General features: G+C 68.6%; 20 protein-coding genes. 8 read left to right on the top strand and 12 right to left on the bottom strand.

The genetic code is table 11. The features are described 5' to 3' along the window. The first annotated feature begins 20 nt into the window (after positions 1-20). The 3 genes from LPH33_RS10210 to LPH33_RS10200 all read left to right on the top strand — a co-directional run bounded on the left by LPH33_RS10210 (position 21) and on the right by LPH33_RS10200 (position 2,563). Positions 21-854, top strand: a complete 834-nt coding sequence (locus LPH33_RS10210; protein WP_160875945.1) for a glutamate ABC transporter substrate-binding protein — start codon at positions 21-23, stop codon at positions 852-854. A gap of 123 nt (positions 855-977) precedes the next feature. Then, positions 978-1,658: an amino acid ABC transporter permease gene (locus LPH33_RS10205; protein ID WP_006551296.1), complete on the top strand. Its 681-nt coding sequence runs from the start codon at positions 978-980 to the stop codon at positions 1,656-1,658. Beyond that, positions 1,655-2,563 (top strand): amino acid ABC transporter permease, encoded by a 909-nt coding sequence (locus LPH33_RS10200; RefSeq protein WP_016692691.1) that lies wholly within the window; start codon positions 1,655-1,657, stop codon positions 2,561-2,563. Before LPH33_RS10205 ends, LPH33_RS10200 begins: the two co-directional genes overlap by 4 nt. A 4-nt stretch (positions 2,564-2,567) precedes the next feature. Here LPH33_RS10200 and recX read toward each other — a convergent pair whose 3' ends face one another. The 6 genes from recX to LPH33_RS10170 form a co-directional block, all read right to left on the bottom strand. Then, positions 2,568-3,185 (bottom strand): recombination regulator RecX, encoded by a 618-nt coding sequence (gene recX / locus LPH33_RS10195; protein WP_016692690.1) that lies wholly within the window; start codon positions 3,183-3,185, stop codon positions 2,568-2,570. A gap of 106 nt (positions 3,186-3,291) precedes the next feature. Beyond that, positions 3,292-4,335, bottom strand: coding sequence for a recombinase RecA (gene recA, locus LPH33_RS10190; protein ID WP_006551292.1), 1,044 nt, complete (start codon positions 4,333-4,335; stop codon positions 3,292-3,294). A 276-nt stretch (positions 4,336-4,611) separates the two neighbouring features. After that, positions 4,612-4,806, bottom strand: a complete 195-nt coding sequence (locus LPH33_RS10185; RefSeq protein WP_006551291.1) for a DUF3046 domain-containing protein — start codon at positions 4,804-4,806, stop codon at positions 4,612-4,614. Between the two features lie 37 nt (positions 4,807-4,843). Next, on the bottom strand, positions 4,844-5,989 hold the full coding sequence (locus LPH33_RS10180; RefSeq protein ID WP_229567957.1) for a glycosyltransferase: 1,146 nt from the start codon (positions 5,987-5,989) through the stop codon (positions 4,844-4,846). A 40-nt stretch (positions 5,990-6,029) separates the two neighbouring features. Further along, on the bottom strand, positions 6,030-6,752 hold the full coding sequence (locus LPH33_RS10175) for a PIG-L deacetylase family protein (protein WP_106199985.1): 723 nt from the start codon (positions 6,750-6,752) through the stop codon (positions 6,030-6,032). A 16-nt stretch (positions 6,753-6,768) separates the two neighbouring features. Beyond that, a complete protein-coding gene (locus tag LPH33_RS10170) occupies positions 6,769-6,942 on the bottom strand; it encodes a hypothetical protein (protein ID WP_006551287.1) in 174 nt (57 codons plus the stop codon). 249 nt (positions 6,943-7,191) lie between these two features. Between LPH33_RS10170 and LPH33_RS10165 the strand changes: the two genes are divergently transcribed. The 3 genes from LPH33_RS10165 to LPH33_RS10155 are packed head-to-tail and all read left to right on the top strand — an operon-like array spanning position 7,192 to position 9,090. After that, positions 7,192-7,788: a biotin transporter BioY gene (locus tag LPH33_RS10165; RefSeq protein ID WP_088898222.1), complete on the top strand. Its 597-nt coding sequence runs from the start codon at positions 7,192-7,194 to the stop codon at positions 7,786-7,788. Between the two features lie 19 nt (positions 7,789-7,807). Beyond that, positions 7,808-8,488 carry an energy-coupling factor ABC transporter ATP-binding protein gene (locus tag LPH33_RS10160; RefSeq protein ID WP_024100681.1) on the top strand — a complete coding sequence of 227 codons (681 nt, stop codon included), beginning with the start codon at positions 7,808-7,810 and terminating at the stop codon, positions 8,486-8,488. After that, entirely contained in the window at positions 8,485-9,090 is a 606-nt protein-coding gene (locus tag LPH33_RS10155) for a CbiQ family ECF transporter T component (protein ID WP_160875941.1), read from the top strand. Before LPH33_RS10160 ends, LPH33_RS10155 begins: the two co-directional genes overlap by 4 nt. Before the next feature lie 59 nt (positions 9,091-9,149). On the opposite strand, the gene pspM is transcribed toward LPH33_RS10155, so the two are convergent. From pspM to pgsA, 4 genes are all read right to left on the bottom strand, one after another. Beyond that, a complete protein-coding gene (pspM, locus tag LPH33_RS10150) occupies positions 9,150-9,959 on the bottom strand; it encodes a phage shock envelope stress response protein PspM (RefSeq protein ID WP_160875939.1) in 810 nt (269 codons plus the stop codon). Between the two features lie 26 nt (positions 9,960-9,985). Then, positions 9,986-10,792, bottom strand: a complete 807-nt coding sequence (pspA, locus tag LPH33_RS10145) for a phage shock protein PspA (RefSeq protein WP_006551283.1) — start codon at positions 10,790-10,792, stop codon at positions 9,986-9,988. 199 nt (positions 10,793-10,991) lie between these two features. Then, entirely contained in the window at positions 10,992-11,378 is a 387-nt protein-coding gene (locus tag LPH33_RS10140; protein ID WP_026061660.1) for a helix-turn-helix domain-containing protein, read from the bottom strand. Between the two features lie 219 nt (positions 11,379-11,597). Continuing rightward, a complete protein-coding gene (gene pgsA / locus LPH33_RS10135) occupies positions 11,598-12,326 on the bottom strand; it encodes a CDP-diacylglycerol--glycerol-3-phosphate 3-phosphatidyltransferase (RefSeq protein WP_016694602.1) in 729 nt (242 codons plus the stop codon). Between the two features lie 43 nt (positions 12,327-12,369). Here pgsA and LPH33_RS10130 point away from each other — a divergent pair, with 43 nt between their 5' ends. Further along, entirely contained in the window at positions 12,370-12,897 is a 528-nt protein-coding gene (locus LPH33_RS10130) for an amino-acid N-acetyltransferase (protein WP_016694603.1), read from the top strand. Positions 12,898-12,922: 25 nt separating this feature from the next. Continuing rightward, positions 12,923-13,207 (top strand): YciI family protein, encoded by a 285-nt coding sequence (locus LPH33_RS10125; protein ID WP_033096530.1) that lies wholly within the window; start codon positions 12,923-12,925, stop codon positions 13,205-13,207. On the opposite strand, the gene LPH33_RS10120 is transcribed toward LPH33_RS10125, so the two are convergent. Next, positions 13,197-14,180, bottom strand: coding sequence for a TerC family protein (locus tag LPH33_RS10120; RefSeq protein WP_088898225.1), 984 nt, complete (start codon positions 14,178-14,180; stop codon positions 13,197-13,199). The genes LPH33_RS10125 and LPH33_RS10120 overlap by 11 nt on opposite strands. A 193-nt stretch (positions 14,181-14,373) precedes the next feature. Then, positions 14,374-17,157, bottom strand: coding sequence for a DNA translocase FtsK (locus LPH33_RS10115; RefSeq protein ID WP_229567956.1), 2,784 nt, complete (start codon positions 17,155-17,157; stop codon positions 14,374-14,376). Positions 17,158-17,209 lie beyond the last annotated feature (52 nt).

The following is a 17,209-nucleotide window of genomic DNA, read 5'->3' as shown; positions in this document are numbered from 1 at the left end:
AACCGCACCGGAGGTATTCGATGAAATTGTCCCGCTCCATCCGCCTGGGCATCGGCGCCGTCGCCGTGGCAGTGGTCGCCACGGCGTGCGGTGGCGACGAGACGCGCAGTGTCTCGCAGTCCGCGGAGAACGGCACCCTGACGGTCGGTATCAAGTTCGACCAGCCGGGCCTGGGCCTGCGCAACCCGGACGGTTCATTCAGCGGGTTCGACGTCGAGGTCGCCGAGTACGTCGCCGACCAGCTCGGTGTCCCGCCGGAGAACATCACCTTCAAGGAGGCTCCTTCGGCCCAGCGCGAGACGCTCATCCAGAACGGTGAGGTCGACTACGTCGTCGCGACCTACTCGATCACCGATGCCCGCAAGGAGAAGGTGGACTTCGCAGGTCCGTACTTCATCGCCGGACAGTCGCTCCTCGTGCGCGCCGACGAGACCGAGATCACCGGACCCGAGACGCTCAGCGGCGGCAAGCGCCTGTGCTCGGTGGCGGGTTCGACCCCGGCCCAGAACGTGAAGGACAACTATGCGCAGGACGTCCAGCTCCAGGAGTTCGACACCTACTCGCTGTGTGTCGAGGCACTGCGCAACGGCGCGGTCGACGCCGTGACCACCGACGACATCATCCTCGCCGGTTACGCCGCGCAGAGCCCGGGCGACTTCAAGGTCGTCGGTGAGCCGTTCACCACCGAGCGTTACGGCATCGGTCTCGCCAAGGGCGACGACGAGTCGCGCAACGCGATCAACGACGCGATCGAGGAGATGATCGCCAGCGGTGCATGGGAGGCCGCGTTCCAGGAGACGGTCGGTGCCTCGGGCTACGAGCTCCCGGAGCAGCCCACCGTCGATCGCTACTGAGTGTCGATCGACACCGCGTACGGGTACCACCCGTCACGTCCGCCGGTGCGGCCGGTCCGTGATCCCACGGACCGGCCGGACCGTTCCGGACTCCCACCCGTCCCCTCGATCCCGGAGTGACCTGTGGATCTGTTGAGCAAGTACAGCAGCCAGCTACTCGACGCGTTCTGGACCACGATCCAGCTGACCGTCATCTCGGCGATCGGTGCACTGATCCTCGGAACGATCCTCGCCGCGATGCGCGTGTCCCCCATCCCCGTCGCGCGTGCCGTCGGCGCCGCCTACGTGACGATCTTCCGTAACACCCCGCTGACCCTGATCATCATCTTCTGCCTGTTCGGTCTGTCCCAGACGCTCGGCATCAAGCTGGCCTCCGAGTCGTCGCCGACCTTCCTGGTGGACAACAACTTCCGGCTCGCCGTGCTCGGCCTGAGCGTCTACACGGCGGCCTTCGTGTGCGAGTCGCTCCGCTCGGGCATCAACACGGTCTCGCTCGGCCAGTCGGAGGCCGGCCGCTCGCTGGGCCTGACCTTCAGCCAGAACCTGCGCCTGATCGTCCTCCCGCAGGCGTTCCGCGCGGTCATCGCCCCGCTCGGTTCGGTGCTCATCGCGTTGACCAAGAACTCGACGATCGCCTCCGTCATCGGCGTGTCCGAGGCCTCGCTGCTGATGAAGACGATGATCGAGAACGAAGCGGCCATCTTCGTCGTCGGTGGCATCTTCGCGCTCGGGTTCGTCATCCTCACCCTTCCCACCGGCCTGCTCTTCGGCCGGCTCAGCAAGCGATACGAGGTCGCCCGATGAGTGCACACGGAACCGTTCTCTACGACGCACCCGGGCCCCGCGCCAAGGCGCTCTACCGGATCCTGTCGGTGGTCGTGGTCGTGCTCCTCGTCCTCATCGGCTGGATCGTCTACCGCGCACTCGACGCCAACGGACAGCTGACGGCGGCCAAGTGGGAGCCGTTCGTCGAATCCTCCAGCTGGACCACCTATCTGCTGCCCGGCATCCGCGGCACGATCATCGCGGCCGTCGCGTCGATCGTGCTGGCACTCGTGCTCGGCACGGTCCTGGGCATCGCGCGTCTGTCCGACCACCGGTGGGTCCGCTGGATCGCCGGCGCGATCGTCGAGTTGTTCCGCGCCGTCCCGGTGCTGATCCTGATGATCTTCGCCTACCAGGTGTTCGCCGAGTACCGCGTCTTCAAGTCCGGATATCTCGCGCTCGCGGCCGTCATCACCGGTCTGACCCTGTACAACGGCTCGGTCATCGCCGAGATCGTGCGCGCGGGCATCAGGTCGCTTCCGCGCGGTCAGAGCGAGGCCGCCTTCGCGATCGGCATGCGGAAGAACCAGCTCATGCGGCTGATCCTGCTGCCGCAGGCCGTGACGGTCATGCTCCCGGCGATCGTGTCGCAGATGGTGATCGCCCTCAAGGACTCGGCACTCGGCTACCTCATCGGCTACGTCGAAGTGGTGCGTTCCGGTCAGCAGCTCGGCGCGTTCTTCCAGAACTACCTGCCGTCGCTGCTGGTGGTCGCGGCGATCATGATCATCCTCAACAGTGCGCTGACGCAGTTCGCGGTCTGGCTCGAGAAGCGCCTGCGATCCGGGAAGCGCAAGAAGGGTGCCGTGCCGGCCGAGAATCCGGAGACCGTTCCGACGATGTCGGTGCCGGGCCTGGATCTGAGCGGCGAGGGCCGGAAGTAATGCTTCAGTCGTGCGGGAGGTCGCTCGCGTCGGCACCGAACGTCGCGAGTTCCTCCCGCACGACGTCGAAGGCCATCCCCTGCGCGTAGCCGCGCCGGGCCAGCATCCCGACCAGCCGCCGCACCAGCTTGTCGCGTTCGGCCGCGATCTCGCGCCGATCGCCCTCGGTGGGCAGCGGCGGCTGGGTGCGGAGCTTCTTGCGGACGAGTTCGACCGCCCGTTCCCGTTCGTCGGCGGTGTCGATCTGTTCGAGGGCGGCCGCTGCGTCGTCGGCGTCGATTCCCTTGCGGCGCAGTTCGAGTGCGATCGCGCGCTTGCCCTTCCCGGCGTGCAGATGCCGTGAACGCGCCCACTGGTTCGCGAAATCCGCGTCGTCGATCAACCCGACCTCGGTGAGCCGATCGAGGGCACGTTCGGCGACGTCGGACGCGAACCCTTTCTGCTCGAGTTTCGTCGCGAGCTCGGATCGGCTGCGTGCGCGATCGGTCAGCAGACGAAGGCAGACGTCCTTGGCCTGCGCTTCGGTGCCGCCGCCGGGCAGTTCCTGCTCGGTGCGAGCCGAGCGCCGCCGTCCGCGTCGTTCGCGTCGGGCGTCGGGCCGTCGTTCCTCGGGGTCGTCCATGACGCGCACAGTAACCGGACCCACCGACAACGCGGCCGGGTGCGGATACGCCGCGGGGGCACGGACGCGATGTGCGTCCGTGCCCCCGCAGAGCCGTGGGTGGTGACTAGAAGTCGACCGGCTCCTCGACGTCGCTCGGATCGGTGAGAACGGCACCGATGCCGAGCTTCTCCTTGATCTTCTTCTCGATCTCGTCGCGCACATCGGTGTTCTCGAGCAGGAACTTGCGGGCGTTCTCCTTGCCCTGCCCCAGCTGGTCGCCTTCGTAGGTGTACCAGGAGCCGGACTTGCGGATGAAGCCTTGCTCGACACCCATGTCGATGAGCGAGCCCTCCTTCGAGATGCCCTGGCCGTACAGGATGTCGAACTCGGCCTGCTTGAACGGAGGCGAGACCTTGTTCTTGACGACCTTCACGCGGGTGCGGTTGCCCACCGCGTCGCCGCCGTCCTTGAGCGTCTCGATCCGGCGCACGTCCAGACGCACCGAGGCGTAGAACTTCAGTGCCTTACCGCCCGTGGTGGTCTCGGGCGAGCCGAACATCACGCCGATCTTCTCGCGCAGCTGGTTGATGAAGATCGCGGTGGTGCCGGAGTTGTTGAGAGCACCGGTCATCTTGCGCAGTGCCTGGCTCATCAGGCGGGCCTGGAGACCGACGTGGCTGTCGCCCATCTCGCCCTCGATCTCGGCGCGGGGCACGAGCGCCGCCACCGAGTCGATGACGATGATGTCGAGTGCACCCGAACGGATGAGCATGTCGGCGATCTCGAGGGCCTGCTCACCGGTGTCGGGCTGGGACACGAGCAGGGCGTCGGTGTCGACACCGAGCTTGCGCGCGTAGTCCGGATCCAGGGCGTGCTCGGCGTCGATGAACGCCGCGATGCCGCCGGCGGCCTGCGCGTTGGCGACCGCGTGGAGGGCCACCGTGGTCTTACCCGACGATTCCGGGCCGTAGATCTCGATGACGCGCCCGCGCGGCAGGCCGCCGATACCGAGAGCCACGTCGAGTGCGATCGACCCGGTGGGAATGACGGCGATGGGCGGACGGACGTCCTCGCCCAGGCGCATCACCGAGCCCTTACCGAAGCTCTTGTCGATCTGCGCGAGGGCGAGCTCGAGCGCCTTCTCGCGGTCGTGAGCCTGTGCTGCCATCTTGGTCCCCTTAATAGAATCTCGTCCTTGTTGTCGACGACGTTAGAACCCGGCACCGACAAGTTCGCTGTCGCGACCGCGGAAACGCCGCATCTGTGGATGGAATCACCACCTGTGGACAACCCACCCGGCGCTCCCAGCATAGCCGAACACGTGTTCGAAAGCCGGTCGCTTCGTGTACGCCAGGAATGGTCGCATCCCGGTCGGACAGAAAATCGATCCCGCCATCGACTCCGGCATCGATTCCTGCCCGGAACAGCCCCGGCCGGCTCCGCGCTACCGCCGCACGGGCGGGACGTCGAATTCGTCGCAGAGCGCGCGCCACACCTCTCGGGGCTCCTGTCCCGCCTCGATCGCCTCGGCCGCCGTCCGTCCACCGAGCGAGAGCAGCACGTGATCGCGCAGCAGGGCATCGCCGTGCATCTGTCCGAACTCGTCCCGGACCACCTCGTAGAACTCCGTCAACCGCACCCCGACCACGGTAGTCGCGCTCGGTGCGGCGCGACAGTCAGTCCGCTGCGGCCTCGCACACCGCGACCGGATCCTCCACGTCACCGGCACCGTCCGCGGCCGCACGAGCCGCGGCGGCGAAGTCCGGCGAGGACAACACGGTGTCGATCGCGGAGCGGACCGCATCCGCGTCGAGCGGACGCACCACCACCGCACTCCCCTGCCGCGCGGCGCGGTTCGCCAGCTCCCACTGGTCGCCGCCCCCGGGCACGATCACCGCAGGAACCCCCGCGCTCAACGTCTTGGCGAGCATCCCGTGCCCACCTCCGCACACGACGACATCGGCCTGCCGGAGCAGGACGTCCTGCCTGCCACGACCCGCGACCGCCCAGCTCGGCAGCGACTGCTGCGGAGGGTCGAGCATCGTCGCCGCGACCCGCATCCCGGCCCCGGCGAGTGCGTCGCAGACCGTCTCGACCATCCCGGTCACCCCGGTGACCGCGGTCGACGGCGCGACCATCACGAGAGGTCCGTCACCCGGCGGCGGATCGAGGATCTCCGCGGTGGGTTCCCACAGCAGCGGACCGACGACGTGCGCGTGCCCGGGCCAGTCGGGGCGGGGCACCTCGAGTGCCGGCAGGGTGGCGATCAGCCGGGCCCGGGGCCCGGGATCGCGCGCCGGCAGGCCGATCCCGACGCGTGCGGCCGAACGCTCGCGCTCCCCCTGCCGCAGCGATCTCGCGGTCATCGCCCGCAACGCGGCGTCCCTCAACCGGCCCCGCACGCCCCTGCCCACATCGAGACCGCTGCCGATCGGCGGGAGCCCGCGCGACGGCAGGTACAACGGGTGCGGCGAGAGCTCGACCCACGGGATCCCCAGGCGCTCGGCGGCCATCCCTCCGCCGGCGGTGAGCACGTCCGCCACCACGAGGTCGGGTAGCAGGGCTCCGAGATCCGGGAGCATCTCGCTCGCGATGTGGGCGGCACGGGCGTGGATCTTCGCCCCCGCGTCGCCGTCGTCGTCCCCGAGCCGGGGCGCGAGCCCCTTCAACTCAGCGAACGTCACTCCGGGCAGTTCGAGGCCGAGCCATCGTTCGCCTGTGAAGACGACCGCGTCGTGCCCGGCATCCGCGAGCCGCAGCGACAACGCGATCGCCGGAATCGCATGACCCGCATCGGGCCCGGCCACCACCGCCACTCGCACGCGCACAGCCTGCCACAGGCCACCGACGGCGGGACGCTTCCTATCCCGCGAAGGTGTACAACTCGAACCCGGAGGCGCGCTCGGCAGCGAATCCCGGCAGCGGCGCCGATGCGCGCTCCACCTGTTCGCGCGCTTGTGCCTCCACCGGCCTGTCGTCGAGAGCCTGCAGGTACAGACGGTGCGCCGCGAGGGACTCAACTGCCAGTTCGACCGTATCGGTCACGTCCACCGCGTGGGTCGGAGGCGAACCCGGACACACGGCAGCCCATCGCACGCCGTGCCACGGTTCCAGACCGCGTTCGGTGAGTTCCGGGAAGATCCATTCGTTCGCGGCATCGGAGACGGCGTCGAGGACGCTGATCCCGAGCGCCCGATGGTCGGCACTGTTGACCCAGCCCGGCCGGGGCGACAGCCCGAACGCGAGCGTGACCACCATCTCAGGACGATGACGTCGGATGGCGGAAGCGATGTCGCGACGGAGATCGAGACTCGGGACGAGTCGACCATCCGGGTGCCCGAGGAACTCGACGGTATCCACTCCGACGATCCGCGCGGACTCGCGCTGCTCCGATTCCCGCACCGGCCCGCTCTTCTCGGGCGACAGACCGGCGATGCCCGCCTCGCCACTGGTGGCCAGAACGTAGGAAATCTCCTTGCCCTGTCGGGTCCACCGCGCGATCGCCGCCGCCGCGCCGTATTCGATGTCGTCCGGGTGGGCGACGACGACGAGTCCGTCCTGCCAGTCCTCCGGTACCGCCTCCACAGCTGCCCCCTTCGTCCTACAGACGTGTCAGGTCGTGCTTGTCACCTCCCGATACTGCCTTATACAGCAGGTATCCGCCGAAGATCACGGCGCCGAGTACGAGAAAGCCGAACAGGTTGTCGAGCAGGGCACCGAGGACGGCGAGACCGACCCACACCACCGCGACGATTCCTACGATCTTCCAGAACATTGGGTACTCCCACCCTCGATGCCGACCTCTTCCGTGCCGGACTCCGTTTGCTCGGTACGCCTCGATCCTGACAGCTCGAGTGGAGAAAAACAGCAGGTCAGCGCAGATATCAGGGAAAGATCAGGGGACACCCGGAGACGCACCCCGGGTGTGGCCCACGGGCACCCGGAGGTGGGTCGGTGACCCGCGGCACGCCGGTACGGCTTAGGCTCTACGGGTTCACCGTCCATACCGGAAGGCTGAGTAATCGTGTCCACGTCCCGCCGTATCCCCGCGCGCGACCTCGCGCAGATCGCCGTCTTCGCCGCCCTGATCATCGCCCTGGGACTGCCCGGTCAGATCAGCATCGGATCGTCCGGCGTGCCCATCACGTTGCAGACCCTCGGCGTGATGCTCGCGGGTGCACTGCTCGGCGCACGCAAGGGTGTCCTGTCGGTGCTCACCGTGATCGTGCTGGGACTGGCGCTGCCCGTACTCGCCGGCGGGCGCACGACCCTCACCTCGCTGGCCGGTCCCACGGTGGGCTTCCTCATCGGCTGGGTTCCTGCCGTCGCCGTGATCGGCTGGCTGAGCATGAAGATGCTGCCGCGATACCGCACGTTGCCCGGTGTGGCCGTCAACGTCCTCGGTGGCATCGTCGTTCTCTACGCCTTCGGTATCGCGGGCATGGTCCTGCGCACGGATCTCACGGTGTGGGCCGCCGCTGCTGCCAACGTCACCTTCCTGCCGGGCGATCTCGCCAAGGCGGTCGTCGCCGCAGCGGTCGCCGCCCAGGTGCACCGCGCCTATCCCGCACTGGCGGCACCGCGCATCGCGCCCCGCCCCGCTGCGGATCCCGCGCACTGACGCCGCCGCCCGACCGTCGATGAGCGAGATCCGATTCCGGGAGGTGCGGCACGCCTACGGCGACCGCACCGTCCTCGACGGGGTCGACGTGGTCCTCACCGAACGACGCGTCGGCATCGTCGGCGCGAACGGCAGCGGCAAGTCGACGATGGCGCGCATGATCAACGGCCTGCTCGTCCCGTCGTCCGGTTCGGTGACCGTCGACGGCCTCGACACAGCGCGCAAGGGCCGGGAGGTCCGCAAGAAGGTCGGATTCGTCTTCACCGACCCGGACCATCAGATCGTCATGCCGACGGTCGCCGAGGACGTCGCCTTCTCGCTCCGACGCAGCGGACTCGGCAAGGAGGAACGCGAGGCCCGGGTACGGCAGGTCCTCGCCGACTTCGGGCTCGCGGGGCATCACGACCACCCCAGCCACCTGCTCTCGGGCGGCCAGAAGCAGTTGCTCGCGCTCGCCGCGATCATGGTGACCGACCCGGCGGTGCTCGTCGCGGACGAACCGACGACCCTGCTCGACCTGCGCAACACGAAGCTCATCGCGCGCACCTTCGCGAGCCTGCCACAGCAGGTGATCGCGGTGACCCACAATCTCGAACTCCTCGCGGACTTCGATCGTGTGCTGGTGGTCGATTCGGGGCGGGTCGTCGCCGACGACGAACCGGCGTCCGCGCTCGCGTTCTACCGGAATCTGATCGGGTGAACACTTTCGGCCTCTACCATCCCGGACGCTCCGTCCTGCATCGGCTTCCGGCGGGAGCGAAGCTGCTCGCGGTGGCAGCACTGATCCTCGCCCTGACCCTGTGGATCCGGCAGCCCTGGCAGGTGCTGCCCGCCCTGGCGTTGGCCGTGCTCGCGTACGCGGCCGCGCGCATACCTCCGCGTCTGGCCGCTGTGCAATTGCGGCCGCTGGTGTGGATGCTGGCGATCATCGCAGCGTTCCAGGTCCTGGTGGCGGGATGGGAACGGGCGGTGGTGATCTGCGGGTCGCTGCTCGTGGCGGTCGCTCTGGCCGCCCTCGTGACCCTCACGACGCGGACCACCGAGATGCTCGACGCGATCGTGCGGGCGGCGCGTCCCCTCGCGCGCGCCGGGGTCGATCCCGATCGGGTGGGACTCGTGCTGGTGATGACCGTCCGGGCCATCCCGCTGATCGGCACCGTGGTCACCCGCGTGACCGAGGCACGCAAGGCGCGTGGTCTCGGATTCTCGTTGCGGGCCCTCGTGGTTCCGGTGGTGGTGGGAGCGCTGCGCACCGCGGAGGCGATGGGTGAGGCCCTCGCCGCTCGTGGTGTGGACGACTGACCGGTGTCGACGGCCGACGTGCTCGGCTCGCGGTGTCGATGACGGAGGTGTTCCACCCCTCAGGGGCGGTAACGCTGCTCGATCTGTCCCAACTCGCGCCAGGACTGCGCCCAGCTCTCGAGCTTGTCGGACGTGGCGATCAGTTCGGCGCGTCGCTGGTCGAGCATCGCCAGCGACCGGTTGCCCTCGGCGGTCGCGGCGAGGCGTGCGGCGGCGGCGACGAGTTCCTCGAACTGGTCGACACCCGTCCCGAGACGCTCGCCGGCGTCGACGATGGCGGCGGAGAGATGGGTCTTCGCGGCCGCACTGCCCCGCGCGGCGGATTCGAGGGCCACGACGTCCTCGACGACGGCATCGAGTGCGGATGCGGCTGCGCGGGCCGCGTCGTCGATCTCGGTGAGGTCGTCGGGGGCCACGGAGTTCGACCGGACGAGCACACCGAGCAGTCGCCGCAGGCTCTCCTCGTTCGCCGCGAGGCGTTCCATCGGGGCGCGGGCGACCGAACCGGCCGGTGGCAGCGACCGGCGGCGCGGCGGCGGTGGGGGCAGCGGCACCGCATCGAGACGACGGAACGTACGGACGGCGAGGACGGCGGGCACCGCGAGAGCCGCCGTGGCTCCCCCGGCCGCGACGAGCGTCCATTCGGGAGCCGACGCGACGGCGAGAGTGGCGGTGCCGATTGCTGTGGTGCCCGAGCCGGCACCGAAGAAACTGGCCCGGCGACGCGCGCGACGCTTCTTACGCCGTAAGCGGGCGGCGGGATCGCGCCAGCGGCGCGCGGCCTCCATCGCGTTGTCGGTGGCGTCGCGGAACGCAGAGACGACCGAACCGGGGATGTTCCCGGTCCGGTCGTCTCCGAAGGCGTTCACGGCGGATCGGTTCCGAGGCGTGCGGATCAGCGGCCGGTGGTACCGGCAGCGTTCGGGGGCTCTTTGCGCGTGTCGACGGCAGGGTTGGCGGGAGTGCCCGGAAGGGCCTCGCCCTTCATCGATGCCCGGATCTGCTCCAGTCGGCTGTGGCCGGCCATCTGGACGGTGGCCTGCTGCACCTCGAGCATGCGGCCCTGCACCGAGTTCTGGGCGAGCTCGGCGGAACCGAGAGCGTTGGCGTAGCGACGCTCGATCTTCTCGCGGACGGCGTCGAGGCTCGGGGTGGTGCCCGGCGCTGCGAGGGTCGAATCCATCGAACGCAGCGACTCGCTCACGCGCTCCTGCATCTTGGCCTGCTCGAGCTGGCTGAGCAGCTTCGTGCGCTCGGCGACCTTCTGCTGCAGCGCCATGGCGTTCTGCTCGACGGCCTTCTTGGCCTGCGCGGCGGCCTGGAGCGACTGGTCGTGCAGCACCTTGAGGTCCTCGACGGACTGCTCGGCGGTGACGAGCTGGGCCGCGAAGGCCTCCGCCGCGTTCGTGTACTGGATTGCCTTCTCGGTGTCGCCCGCCGCCGTCGCCTGGTCGGCCATCATGACGGCCTGGCGAGCACTCGCGTTGAGCTTCTCGACCTCGTCCAACTGACGGTTGAGCTTCATCTCGAGCTGACGCTGGTTACCGATGACGGAAGCCGCCTGCTGCGAGAGCGCCTGGTGCTGCCGCTGCGCGTCCTCGATCGCCTGCTGAATCTGGACCTTCGGATCGGCCTTCTCATCGATCTTCGAGTTGAAAAGCGCCATCAGGTACTTCCAGCCCTTGACGAAAGGATTAGCCATGGGTGTGATCCTGCCTCCATCTGGTACGCCGCGCCGAACGCGACCCGGTACGCGGCCCTCGCGCCCCGGTTCGAAGATCGCCGGTCCGCTGCTACCCCCGACGACCCACCTGCCCCGGCCGGGTCCGTGCACGCACCACGCCCCGGTCGATGTCGCTTACGACCGTATCCGGCGAGGCCGGCACGGTTCGTGATCCATGTTAGGCGGCTGCCAGCGCCTGTGCGGCGGGTGCAGGGATCACCATGCGCGGCTCCTGCGCGAGCAGCCCCGGCTCGGCGGTGGCGCCGTCGTCGGACCGCTCGGCGGGTGCCGTGGCGGCTGCGGTGGTCTCCATGCCCGCGCGACGGTCGACGCCGTCCGCCAGCAGACCGCTCACGTCGAACAGCACGTCGGACAGCGGGACGTCCAGTGCATCGCAGATGGCCGCGAGCAGTTCGCTCGAGGCCTCCTTCCTGCCGCGCTCGATCTCCGAGAGATAGCCGAGGCTGACCCGGGCGCTGCTGGAGACTTCGCGCAGGGTGCGGCTCTGCGAAACACGGGTGCGCCGAAGGCTGTCACCGAGTGCCTCACGCAACAACAGCGCCATCCCATCCTCCTTCGTCCGTCGTGCCGACACCTCGTCAACGCACGACGACGCTGCGAGGTTCCCGCAGATCGATCGGACCTCGATACCGCGGTGTCCAGACATTACAACGCCGACGGCGGTTGCAGACGTCCGAGTAGTCCCGACACAGCGGTGTCGGCCGCACCGGGCCGGATCCCGCACGTGCCGCACGTGGTTACCGGACGCGGTTACGGGGCAGGGTCACCGGGCGTCCTCACCCACCGTGCGACCGTCGTCCGGCGTGTCCTGGGCGGCGACGTCGTCCGCCGGCCCGTCCTCCGCCCGGACGGTCTCGCTCCGGCGCACCCCGGTACGCAGCCGGATCGCCTGGACCACATAGTCGAGTCCCGTCACCACCGTCAGGGCGACCGCGAGGATCATCAGGCCGATCGCCACCGGTGCCACCGAGTCCGGCAGCGGCAGCAGGTAGACGCCGATCGCGAGCGTCTGTACCAGGGTCTTGAGCTTGCCGCCGCGACTCGCCGGGATCACGGCGTGCCGGAGCACGGCGAACCGCAGGGCGGTGATCCCCAGTTCCCGGGCCGCGATGATCCCGGTGACCCACCACGACAGGTCGCCGAGCAACGACAGGCCGACCAGCGCGGCACCGATGAGGGCCTTGTCGGCGATGGGATCGGCGAGTTTGCCGAAATCGGTGACGAGACCGTGCTTTCGCGCGAGTTGACCGTCGATCCGGTCGGTGATGGCGGCGATCGCGAAGACTCCGGTCGCCGCGAGCCTCCACACGGTGTCGTGCCCGTCGCCGACGAAGAGCAGCACCAGGAAGACCGGCACCAACGCGATCCGGCCCACCGTCAGGATGTTGGCGATGTTCCACAACGGCACCGGATCGTGCGGGCTCCCGGCGTGCGGTCCCGGTGCGGCGCCGCTCCCGCCCGACGCGGTGACATGCTGGCGGGGCGTGCTCATGTGCCCCACAATATCGGTAGCCGCACGCGCTACTGTTCACCGCATGACGACACCGCCGACGAACCACGACTCGAACGATCGAATGGTCGTCCGGCGCGCCCGAACCTCCGACGTGCCCGAGATCAAGCGGCTCATCGACATCTACGCGGGCAAGATCCTGCTCGAGAAGAATCTGGTGACCCTGTACGAGGCCGTCCAGGAGTTCTGGGTCGCCGAACTCGGAGGGCAGGTCGTCGGTTGCGGTGCCCTGCACGTGCTGTGGTCGGATCTCGGCGAGGTACGCACCGTGGCCGTCGATCCGTCGGTCAAGGGTCACGGCGCGGGTCACCTGATCGTCGCGCGCCTCATCGAGGTCGCCCGCGAGCTCGAGCTGGAACGATTGTTCGTGCTCACCTTCGAGGTGGAATTCTTTGCGCGGCACGGTTTCGCGGAGATCCAGGGGACTCCTGTGACGGCCGAGGTCTACGCGGAGATGTGCCGGTCGTACGATACGGGCGTCGCGGAGTTCCTGGACCTGAGCTATGTGAAACCGAACACGCTCGGGAACACCCGGATGCTCCTCACCCTCTGATCGAGACCACGAAAGCGAGGCCCGCATGGCCCTGTTCGCCGTCGAGTACACCTATTCGGACGCGACCGCCTCGGCGCGCGACGAGCACCGCCCGAAGCACCGCGCATGGCTCGGCGATCTCGTCGAACAGGGCATCGTGCGGGCAACCGGCCCGTGGACGGACGGTTCGGGTGCGCTCATCCTCGTCGACGTGGCCGACGAGGCCGCGGCGCGCGAACTGATGGCCCAGGACCCGTTCGCGCAGCGCGACCTCGTCGATGCCGTGCGCATCACCGGGTGGAACCCGGTGATGGGCGTATTCAACTCCTGACGGATTCCTTCTCGCCGCGCGTCTTCAGCAGGCTGGCCACCGTCGTCACGGCCAGCACGCCGACGATCACGACCAGGGACACGCCGGTGGAGATCTCCGGGACGGCGACGTGCTCGCCGCCGTTGATCCAGCCGAGCGTGTTCTCGTGCAGGGCGTGGAGCACCAGCTTCACGCCGATGAACGCCAGGATGATCGACAGTCCGTAGGACAGGTAGACCAGCCGCTCGAGCAGACCGCCGATGAGGAAGAACAGCTGTCGCAGACCCATCAGCGCGAAGGCGTTCGCGGTGAACACCAGGTACGGCTCGTTCGTCAGACCGTAGATCGCGGGGATCGAGTCGAGCGCGAAGAGGATGTCGGTGAACCCGATCGCGACGAGCGCGAGCAGCATCGGCGTGACGAGCTTCTTGCCGTCGATGCGGGTGACGAGCCGGTCGCCGTCGTACTCGTCGTGCACCGGCAGGAACTTCCGGGCCAGCTTGACCATCCGGTTCTCCGAGATGCCCTGCGGGTCCTCGCCGTGGTCGCGGATGAGCTTGACGGCGGTGTAGACGAGGAAGAAGCCGAACAGGTAGAACACCCAGCTGTAGGCGTTGATCGCCGCGGCACCGACCGCGATGAAGGCACCACGCATGACCAGGGCCAGCACGATGCCGATGGTGAGAACCTTCTGCTGGTACTCACGGGGCACCGCGAAGGTGGCCATGATGATGACGAAGACGAAGAGGTTGTCGACCGACAACGCCTTCTCGGTGATGTAGCCGGCGAAGTACTCGCCGCCGTAGGTCGGGCCCCAGATCACGAAGACGATCACGCCGAAGAGGATCGCGATGGCGATGAAGACGGCCGACCAGAAGCCGGATTCGCGCAGGGTGGGCGCGTGCGGCTTGCGGACGTGGGCGAAGAAGTCGAAGACGAACAACCCGATGATGACGGCGATCGTGATCAACCAGGTGGTCAGGGTTACGTGCATGGATACACGGGCCTTCCGGTAGGTATGCGTACCTGCCGGAGGTCTCTCCCGCCCGGGCTATCGCCGGACCGACGGCCCCGGGACGGCATCGGCGCCGCACGTGTTGACGAGACCGCCGCGGATCAGGGGATACTCCCCTCCACAGCTCCCACGATTGTGCCACACATCGTCACTTCCCGCCGGGAGGCCTGTCTCACTGCTCTGCGACCGGGGCCTCCGCCGGGTCTCCGCCGCCACGGATCGAGTACAGCAGGCCGTCGAGTTCCTCGGGCTTGACCAGCACCTCGCGGGCCTTGCTGCCCTCGCTCGGGCCGACCACGCCGCGGGTCTCCATCAGGTCCATCAGGCGACCGGCCTTGGCGAAGCCGACGCGGAGCTTGCGCTGCAGCATCGAGGTGGACCCGAACTGGCTGGTGACGACGAGTTCGACCGCCTGCAGGAAGACGTCGAGGTCGTCGCCGATGTCGGGGTCGACGTCCTTCTTGTCGCCGGCCTTCGGGGCGGTGACGCCCTCGTTGTACTCGGGTTCGGCCTGGTTCTTGGCGAAGTCGACGACCCCTGCGATCTCCTCGTCGGTGATGAACGCACCCTGCAGGCGGATCGGTTTGCCCGCGCCCATCGGCAGGAACAGTCCGTCGCCCATACCGATGAGCTTCTCGGCACCGGGCTGGTCGAGGATGACACGCGAGTCGGTGAGCGAACTCGTCGCGAACGCGAGTCGCGAGGGCACGTTCGTCTTGATGAGACCCGTGACGACGTCCACCGAGGGTCGCTGGGTGGCGAGCACGAGGTGGATGCCGGCGGCGCGGGCCTTCTGGGTGATGCGGACGATCGCGTCCTCGACGTCGCGCGGGGCCGTCATCATCAGGTCGGCGAGCTCGTCGACGATGGCGAGGATGTAGGGATACGGCCGGTACACGCGCTCGCTGCCGAGCGGTGCGGTGATCTCCCCCGACTTCACCTTGGCGTTGAAGTCGTCGATGTGCCGCACACGGTTGGCCTGCATATCCTGGTAGCGCTGCTCCATCTCCTCGACGAGCCACGCGAGCGCCGCCGCGGCCTTTTTGGGCTGCGTGATGATCGGGGTGATCAGGTGCGGGATGCCCTCGTAGGGCGTCAGCTCGACCATCTTGGGGTCGATGAGGATCATCCGCACCTCGTCGGGCGTCGCGCGGATGAGCAGCGACACGAGCATCGAGTTGACGAAGCTCGACTTACCGGAACCGGTAGAACCGGCGACCAGCAGGTGCGGCATCTTCGCGAGGTTGGCCGAGACGAAGTCGCCCTCGATGTCCTTGCCGAGACCGATGACGAGGGGGTGGTGGTCGCGGCGGGTCGACGGTGCCGCGAGCACGTCCGACAGACGCACGAGTTCGCGGTCGGTGTTGGGGACCTCGATGCCGACTGCGGACTTACCCGGGATCGGCGCGAGCAGACGGACGTTGTCGGTCGCCACCGCGTACGCGATGTTGCGGGCGAGCGCGGTGATCTTCTCGACCTTGACGCCGGGGCCGAGCTCGACCTCGTAGCGGGTGACGGTCGGGCCGCGGGTGAAGCCGGTGACCGCGGCGTCGATCTTGAACTGTTCGAGGACCTCGGTGATCGCCTCGATCATCTGGTCGTTCGCGGCCGACCGCGTCTTGGGCGGATCGCCCTTGGTGAGCAGTTCCAGGGAGGGCAACGTGTAGTCGCCCTCGACCTCGCGGTCGCGGACGAACGTCTCTGCCGGTTCCGGTTCGGAGGTCTGGTCGACGACCTCGGGGACGGGCGCGGTCTTCGGTTTCTTGCGGGCGGGAGCGGGGGCCGGTGCTGCGGCCGGGGTCTCGGCGACCGAGGGCATCTCCAGCGTGGCCGGCGGTGAGGTGGGCTTCTCCGGTTCGGGTGCGCGGTCGTCCCACAGCGGGAGCACCTCGGTCTTCGCGTCTCCGTCGAACTCGTCGGGCGGGTAGTTCTCCACCGGGGTACGGCGGCGGCGGGACCGCTTGGGCGCGGGCGGCTCGTCGATCGGGTAGCCGTCGGCGTCGAACATCGGCGGCTCGTCGTAGCCGTAACCGTCGTCGTAGTGGTCGTCGTAGTCGCCGTATTCGTCGTCGGCGCGGTAGCCGAGGCCGAAGTAGTCGCGGAACAGTTCCGGCAGCTCACGCACCGTGGTTCCGGTGAGGAGCAGGATCCCGAAGCCTGCCGCGAGGAGCATCAGCGGCACGGACAGCCAGACGGTGAGGCCGGAGGTGAGTGGTCCGCCCACGGCGGCACCCACGAAACCGGCTCCTTCGGATCGGCCCTCCGCGTCGGTGGGCGAACCGGAGGCGATGTGCCACAGGCCCAGTGCGGGCAGACCGACGAGCAGTCCGCCGACGACGAGCCGGGGACGGATCTCGGGATGCGGTTCGGTGCGCATCAGCGTCACTGCGATGCCGACCGCGACGAGCGGAAGGACCGCGCTCGCACCGCCGGTGACGGCGCGGACGGCCGTCTCGACCCACTCCCCCACCGGGCCACCGACGCCGAACCACACCGTGCCGGCGATGATCACGCCGAGGGCGATCAGTCCGAGCGCGATGCCGTCGCGGCGGTGTCCGGACTCGATCTCGGTGGCGCGACCCATCGTGCGGGTCGTGGCTCCGACGGCGCGGGCCGTCATCATCCAGCCGGCACCGACGGTGCGGCCCACGGCGGTGAGAATCCCCCCGGAACTGCGCCGGGGACGGGCGGGCGCGGGGCGGCGGCTCGCGGCCGGAGCGCGACGCGCGGTGCCACCGCTGCGACGGTTCGCGGTCGAGGCCGCGGCGCGCGGCTTGCGTGCAGCGGTGGACCGGGTGGAACCGGCCGCCTTCGACTTCGCGGTCGATCGGGTCTTCGAAGTGGAGGCACCCGCGCTGCGAGCACGGGAGGTGCTGCCGCCCGAGCCCCGCGCCCCCGTCCGCGACCGAGAGGTCGTAGACGACGTTCCGCGGCTGCCCGACGACTTTCCTGCCATATCCGCCAGGGTAGCCGCACGGACCTCTCATGAACCATCAGCAACACGGGTA

The sequence above is a fragment of the Rhodococcus sp. RDE2 genome, assembly GCF_020885655.1.
Taxonomy (GTDB): Bacteria; Actinomycetota; Actinomycetes; order Mycobacteriales; family Mycobacteriaceae; genus Rhodococcus; species Rhodococcus pyridinivorans.
This window is presented reverse-complemented; position numbering and strand designations above follow the sequence as displayed.